7 protein-coding genes are annotated in these 6,479 nt (G+C 73.0%); 1 reads left to right on the top strand and 6 read right to left on the bottom strand.

The genetic code is table 11. The annotated features are described in order from the left end of the window. Window positions 1-263 (bottom strand): DUF3499 domain-containing protein (locus tag DLJ47_RS08490; protein ID WP_109899508.1); only part of this gene is annotated, 263 nt, incomplete at its 3' end. A 153-nt stretch (window positions 264-416) separates the two neighbouring features. Between DLJ47_RS08490 and DLJ47_RS08485 the strand changes: the two genes are divergently transcribed. After that, window positions 417-866, top strand: coding sequence for a metallopeptidase family protein (locus DLJ47_RS08485; RefSeq protein ID WP_088995923.1), 450 nt, complete (start codon window positions 417-419; stop codon window positions 864-866). Between the two features lie 116 nt (window positions 867-982). On the opposite strand, the gene DLJ47_RS08480 is transcribed toward DLJ47_RS08485, so the two are convergent. From DLJ47_RS08480 to DLJ47_RS08460, 5 genes are all read right to left on the bottom strand, one after another. Further along, window positions 983-1,240 (bottom strand): WhiB family transcriptional regulator, encoded by a 258-nt coding sequence (locus DLJ47_RS08480; protein ID WP_007455784.1) that lies wholly within the window; start codon window positions 1,238-1,240, stop codon window positions 983-985. A 471-nt stretch (window positions 1,241-1,711) separates the two neighbouring features. Beyond that, complete coding sequence (locus DLJ47_RS08475) at window positions 1,712-2,077, bottom strand: phospholipase (RefSeq protein WP_446723542.1); 366 nt, start codon at window positions 2,075-2,077, stop codon at window positions 1,712-1,714. Beyond that, window positions 2,074-3,468, bottom strand: coding sequence for a DUF4331 domain-containing protein (locus tag DLJ47_RS08470; protein ID WP_109899506.1), 1,395 nt, complete (start codon window positions 3,466-3,468; stop codon window positions 2,074-2,076). Before DLJ47_RS08470 ends, DLJ47_RS08475 begins: the two co-directional genes overlap by 4 nt. A 17-nt stretch (window positions 3,469-3,485) precedes the next feature. Next, entirely contained in the window at window positions 3,486-3,761 is a 276-nt protein-coding gene (locus DLJ47_RS08465) for a hypothetical protein (protein ID WP_109899505.1), read from the bottom strand. Between the two features lie 167 nt (window positions 3,762-3,928). Further along, a complete protein-coding gene (locus DLJ47_RS08460) occupies window positions 3,929-6,442 on the bottom strand; it encodes a bifunctional FO biosynthesis protein CofGH (protein ID WP_109899504.1) in 2,514 nt (837 codons plus the stop codon). Between the last annotated feature and the right edge of the window lie 37 nt (window positions 6,443-6,479).

The following is a 6,479-nucleotide window of genomic DNA, read 5'->3' as shown; positions in this document are numbered from 1 at the left end:
GCCTCGCGGACCGCCTCGGCCAGCGCGACCAGGTCGTCGGTGGTGGGCGGCGGGGGCTCGAACTCGCCCTCGTGCCGAACCACGTCCCAGCCCCGCGGCGCGGTCAGGCTGCGGGCGTGCGGCTCACAGAGGTCGTACGTGTGCGGCTCGGCGAAGGCGGCCAGCGGGCCCACCACGGCGGTCGACTCGTTGTAGACATAGGTCAATGTGGCGACCGCTTGCCGGGGGCAGCCGTTACGGGAGCAGCGCCGTGGTGACCTCACGGCGGCAGGGTATCTCCATTACCGGCTCCGGCGCACCGCTTCGCGTTGCGACACGCCCGTCATGGTGATCACAATTCGACCGGCCCGGCCGCGCCGCGCCACGGTGGCGGCACTGCCGCAGGCCAGCCTGGCCCGGGGGCTACCCTGTGCCTCATGACGAGCCCGGAACACCGCCGCCCCGGGGCCGGCCGGCGCGCCCACCGTGACCGGCACGGGCGCGGGCTGCGCGGACGGCTGGTGCCGGCGACCGTGCCGCTGGCCCGGACCAAGGCGGAGGTCTTCGACGACCTGGTCCTGGACACCGTCGAGACGCTGGAACGGCGGTTCGCCAAGGAGTTGGCCGGGGTCGAGTTCGCGGTCGAGGACGTGCCACCGGAGTTGAACGTCTACGACTCCGACGTCCTGGAGGACGGCGAGGTGCCGCTCGCCCGGCTGCTGCCCGGCCGCCCCGGCCGGCAGGAGGTGCCGCCCCGGATCGTGCTCTACCGCCGCCCGCTGGAGTTCCGCGCGATGGACCGCGAGGACCTCGCCGACCTGGTACATGACGTGATCATCGAGCAGGTGGCGAACCTGCTCGGCGTCGATCCCGACGAGCTGGCCTGACCGCACCCGGCCGGGCCGGCGCCTCGTGCCGGGCGGCCACGTCACCGCTCATCGGACGGGCGCCGCCGCGCCCGGGCCCGAGCCGGGCGGCCCCCACCGCCCCGGCCCGGCACCGCTCAGGCGGCCCGCCGCTTCAGCTTGCGCCGCTCCCGCTCGGAGAGCCCACCCCAGATCCCGAACCGCTCGTCGTGGCCGAGAGCGTATTCGAGGCATTCCGTCTTGACCTCGCAGCGCGAGCAGATCCGCTTCGCTTCGCGGGTCGAACCGCCCTTCTCGGGAAAGAACGCCTCCGGATCGGTCTGCGAGCACAGCGCCCGCTCCTGCCACTCCGGCGCGTTTCCGAGCAGGTCGGCCACCTCAAGCTGGCCGTCCATCTGATGCCTCCTTGTCGCGCACCGGCGTCATCGCCGCTGCAACCCCCCACGCGAAAGGCGTGCGTGTCCGTCCGGTCCCGTTTTGTTGCGTTCCGTGCGAACAACCCCATTCAAATTACACGCGTGTAATGCGTGCGCCGTCAAGCCAAACTTGATAATGGAGTCGCCCTCCCGACACGCATCCGGACGGCCACCGCGACCACCCGGCCTCGCAACCTGCCCTATCGATTCAGACCCCGGCCGAGTAACGCCCTCTCCGGCGAGTTGCCCGAGTTTTCTCCCGTGGCGTCGCCGCGCCGGCCCGGGACGGGCGCGCCGGCGAGGACTCCCGGGAGATCACCCATCAAGATGGTGATCTTGATGGGTGCCAGGTTAACCCGAGTACGCCAGGACCGCCCGTCGAGCCGGAAACGCCGACCGCGCTCCGCCCACAATGTGGACGGAGCGCGGTGCTCGGTGAGCTGGACGGGGTCAGCTACCGCCCGGCGGGACCCTGGTCGGCCAGACGAACTCGGCGACCGAGCCGCCGCTGACGGTGACCGCGCCGGCCGGCGTCCGGTCGTCCCACCAGACGGTATAGAGACCGGCGGGCAGGTCCGGGTAGACAGCACTGTGGAAGGTGCCGTCGCGGACCCGCCGCTCCCGCACCGCCGAGTGGGTACGCGGCGCGTCGCCGGCACCCGCCGCCGCGTCGGCGGTCCGGCTGATCTCGATCTCCCGCCCGTGCAGGTCCCGTCCGGTGTAGATGATCAGAGCCCCGGTGTCGCCGCCCAGGTCCAGGACGACGCTGCCGGTCTCCGACGGCCCGTACGCGTGCTCCATCCGCTCCCCCGTCACCTCTCCGCCGGTGGGTTGTTGAACCCGTCGTACGGCGTGCCCAGGTAGGGAAAGGCCGGCAGGAACCCGGCGGTCACGTCGGCGGCGCTCAGCCCCGGGGTGACCGCGGCCGCCGCCGCGTCCGGCCGGAACGTCCGGTCGACCAGCGGCACTGTCAACCCGGCGATGGCCCGCAGCGCGATGGTGACCACGTCGTCGACGGGTCGGCGCCCGTTCGGGAACCCGGCCAGGTCGCCGCCGAGCACGCCGAACCGGTCCGGCCGCCGGCTGGGCGGGATGGCCGTGTTCAACCGCAGCATGTCGGCCTGCACGTCGCCGGTGGCGTTGGTGAACCCGTCGATCAGCCCCGCCGGCACGCCGGTGAGCAGGATCGCCACCAGGTCGGCCCGGGCCTTCTTCGCCTTGTTCAACCGGTCCAGGTTGGGAAACACGCCCGGGTAGAGCGCCGGCAGCAGGGCTGCCAACTCCGGCTGCTCGACGAACTGGGCGAACCGCTTGTCCTCCGCCGGCGGCAGCGAGTTCCACCGGTCCTTTTGCGACATCGGCACGATGACCTCGTTGAACAGCGGATTGCCCAACCGGGACACCTGGACGAACGGCCCCGCCGCCACGGCCGGCCCCGGTTCGCTGCCGATCACCCGGGCCTGCCGCCGCGCGGCCGAGGTCCAGACGCCGATCACCGACGCCTGGTCGGCCACCCCGTAGCGGTTGGCGCGCCGGCGCACCTTGCCCAGCGGCACCTGCAACGCGATGCTGTGCACGTTCATCCGGTCGGTCGCGTTCACCGGCTCGCCCTCGGCCCGGAAGACCTTCTTGCCGGCCACGTGCAGCTGCTGGAACGGGCGCAGCGTACCGAGGTCGAAGACCGCGCCCAGGTCGACGAAGAAGCCGTCCGCCCGCTGCCCGGCGAAGACCCGCTCGCCGGTGGAGAGGCTGTAGGTCGCCTGCCGGACCAGCTCGGTGTAGTTGGGCGTGGAGAGCGGGCCCACGTTGCACGGCGGGCAGGGCAGCTTGTGCGCCAGCCGGTGCTCCCGGCCGCCGGCGATCCGGGTCAGGCTGTAGAACTGCCGGCGGTTCCAGTTCTCGCTGTCCAGCGAGTCGATCGGGCCGGTGTTGTAGAGAAAGCTGTTCGGATTGGTGATCTCGGTGGTGAATTCGAAACGGTAGACGATGTCGGGGCGACCGTCGCCGTCGTTGTCGATATTGATGTCGTACTGCACGTCGTCGCCGAACTCGAAGAAGTTCGGCCCGCCGGACGGCAACTGCAACGGCACGTAGTTCGCGATCAGCGTCACCGTGTCGGGCCGGTCGGGGCTGACGAAGGCGTACAGGTCGGACGAGTCGGCGACCGGGTCCTTGGCTATCTCCGGTGCCTCGCGGTGGGAAGACATGGCGGACCACCCTCCGTTCAGGCCCGGCCGGCGGCGCGGCGCAACCGGTCGGCCAGTCCACGGTCGCGTACCTCGACCCGGGTGGTGCCGACGAAGACGTCCAGTTTTCCGGCGGCGGCGTCCCGCAGGTGCACGACGATCGGCTCGTCGGCCGCCGCGTCGGGGGCGTTCTGCGCGGCCGACAGGCCCGGCACGGTGAGGGCGGCCGCGCCGAGCGTGGCGCTGGCCGCCGCGGTCAACGTCTGCCGTCGGGTCAGGCGCGGCCAGGGCCGCTTCCGCTGATCACTGGTCATGGGCAACCTTTCCGGCTGCGGCGCGGGTGCGCCCGGGTGGCGGACCAGGGCCGGCGCCGCGCCGCGGAACGACGCCGCCGGGCCCCTGCGGGGATGCCGGCGGCGGTCCTCGCCGCGACCGCCGCCGGCGTCCAGTGGTACGGCCGGCGGCGGGGAAAGGTTCGACGCTACGGGCGCGGGTGACCGTACGCGGTCGTACGTTTGCGGGCCGGTCGTCCGGCCTTCGCGGCGATGGCCCGCAACTGCTCCTCGGTCCGCGCGGACCCGTTGGCGGAGCCGGCCATCCGGGAGATGGTCTCCTCCATCAGGGTGCCGCCGAGGTCGTTGCAGCCGCCGCGGAGCATCTCCGCCGTGCCGTCGTCGCCGAGCTTGACCCAGGAGCACTGGATGTTGTCGATCCGCCCGTGCAGCAGCAGCCGGGCCATCGCGTGCACCACCCGGTTCTCCCGCCAGGTCGGCCCGGGCCGGGCGATGCCGGCCAGGTAGATCGGGGCGTTGGTGTGCACGAACGGCAGCGCCACGAACTCGGTGAACCCGCCGGTGCGGTCCTGCACCCCGGCCAGCACCCGGAAGTGCGCGAGCCACTGACCGGGATGGTCGACGTGGCCGTACATCATCGTGGAGCTGGACCGGATGCCCAGCTCGTGGGCCGTGCTGACCACCTCGACCCAGGCGGCGGCCGGCAGCTTGCCCTTGGTGAGCACCCAGCGCACCTCGTCGTCGAGGATCTCGGCGGCGGTGCCCGGGATGGTGTCCAGCCCGGCGTCGCGCAGCAGGCCCAGCCACTCCCGCACCGGCACGCCCGCCTTCGCGGCGGCGGTCACGATCTCCATCGGCGAGAATGCGTGCACGTGCATCCCGGGCACCCGCGCCTTGATCGCGCGGACCAGGTCGGCGTAGCCGGTGACCGGCAGCTTCGGGTCGATGCCGCCCTGCAGACAGACCTCGGTGGCGCCGGCCGCCCACGCCTCCTCGGCCCGGTCCGCGACCTGGTCCACCGAGAGCCGGTACGCGTCGGCGTCCCGTTCCCGCTGGGCGAAGGCGCAGAACCGGCACCCGACATAGCAGACGTTGCTGAAGTTGATGTTGCGGTTGACCACGTAGGTCACGTCGTCGCCGACGGTGTCCCGGCGGACGTCGTCGGCCAGCCGGCAGAGCTCGTCCAACGCCGGCCCGTCGGCGGCGAAGAGCGCCAGCGCGGCGTCGGTGTGCCGCGGATCGAGCAGCGCGGCCGGATCGTCGGCCGCCAGCCGCAGCCCGGCCCGCAGGTCGGCGTCGCCGCCACCCGACCCGGCCGGCGCGGCGCCGACCCTGGTGGCCACCTCGGACCAGTCGCCGTAGACGCTGTCGAAGTCGCCTCGCCGATCGCCGGTACGCCCGGTGGTGTCGATGGTGGCGTGCAGGTCGGTCCGCCCGCCGAACACCTCCTCCGGCTCCTGCCACGGGCGGCCGGTCGGCCGGGCCTGCTCGACGGCGAGCCCGGTGGCCGGGTCGGCCAGCGCGGTCACGTGCGGCAGCAGCCGCGGGTCCAGCCACGGGTCGCCGGCCCGGACGTACTCCGGGTAGATGGTCAGCCGCTCGCGCAGGGTGAAGCCGGACTTCTCGGTGTGCCCGGCCAACTCGTCGAGCTGCGGCCACGGCCGCTCCGGGTTGACGTGGTCCGGGGTCAGCGGCGACACCCCGCCCCAGTCGTCGATGCCGGCCCGCAGCAGCAGGTCGTACTCGCCGGCGATGAGGTTGGGCGGGGCCTGGATCCGGGCCCGCGGGCCGAGCAGCACCCGGGCAACCGCCACCGTCGCGGCGAGGTCGTGCAGCTCCGCGTCGGGCATGCCGCGCATCGCGGTGTCCGGCTTGGCGCGGAAGTTCTGCACGATCACCTCCTGGAGGTGGCCGTACTCGCGGTGCGCCCGGCGGATCGCGAAGATCGCGTCGACCCGCTCGGCGGGCGTCTCGCCGATGCCGATCAGGATGCCGGTGGTGAACGGCACGCCGACCCGGCCGGCGTCGTCGAGCACCCGCAGCCGGACCGCCGGCTCCTTGTCCGGCGAGCCGTAGTGCGGGCCGCCCGGCTCCGACCAGAGCCGGGTCGCGGTGGTCTCCAGCATCATCCCCATGCTCGGCGCGACCGGCTTGAGCCGTTGCAGCTCGGCCCAGGAGAGCACGCCGGGGTTCAGGTGCGGCAGCAGGCCGGTCTCCTCCAGCACCGCGACCGCGCAGGCGCGCAGGTAGTCCAGGGTGGAGTCGTAGCCGCGCTCGTCCAGCCAGCGACGGGCCGCCGGCCAGCGCTCCTCGGGCCGGTCGCCGAGGGTGAACAGGGCCTCCTTGCAGCCCTGGGCCGCGCCCGCCCGGGCGATCGCCAGCACCTCGTCGCGGTCCAGGAAGGCCGCCGGCAGCCGGTGCGGCACGGTGGCGAACGTGCAGTAGTGGCAGCGGTCCCGGCAGAGCCGGGTGAGCGGGATGAAGACCTTCTTGGAGAAGGTGATGATGCCGGGGCGACCGGCCTCGCGCAAGCCCGCGTCGCGTACGGCGCCGGCGATCCGGAGCAGTTCGTCCAGCGCGGCGCCGCGGGCGCTCAGCAGTGCGGTCGCCTCGTCGACGTCCAGCGCCCGCCCGGTCTCGGCCCGGCGCAGCGCCCGGCGCACACTCGCGTCACTCGGGCCCGGGTCGGTGCGATCAACCATCCGCTCAGCCTATGCGCTGATCCACCCCGCCCCGCCC

It is taken from the genome of Micromonospora sp. S4605 (assembly GCF_003176715.1).
GTDB classification, from domain to species: domain Bacteria; phylum Actinomycetota; class Actinomycetes; order Mycobacteriales; family Micromonosporaceae; genus Micromonospora; species Micromonospora echinaurantiaca.
The sequence above is the reverse complement of the archived record's forward strand: the minus strand, read 5'-3'. Positions and strand labels throughout refer to the sequence as shown.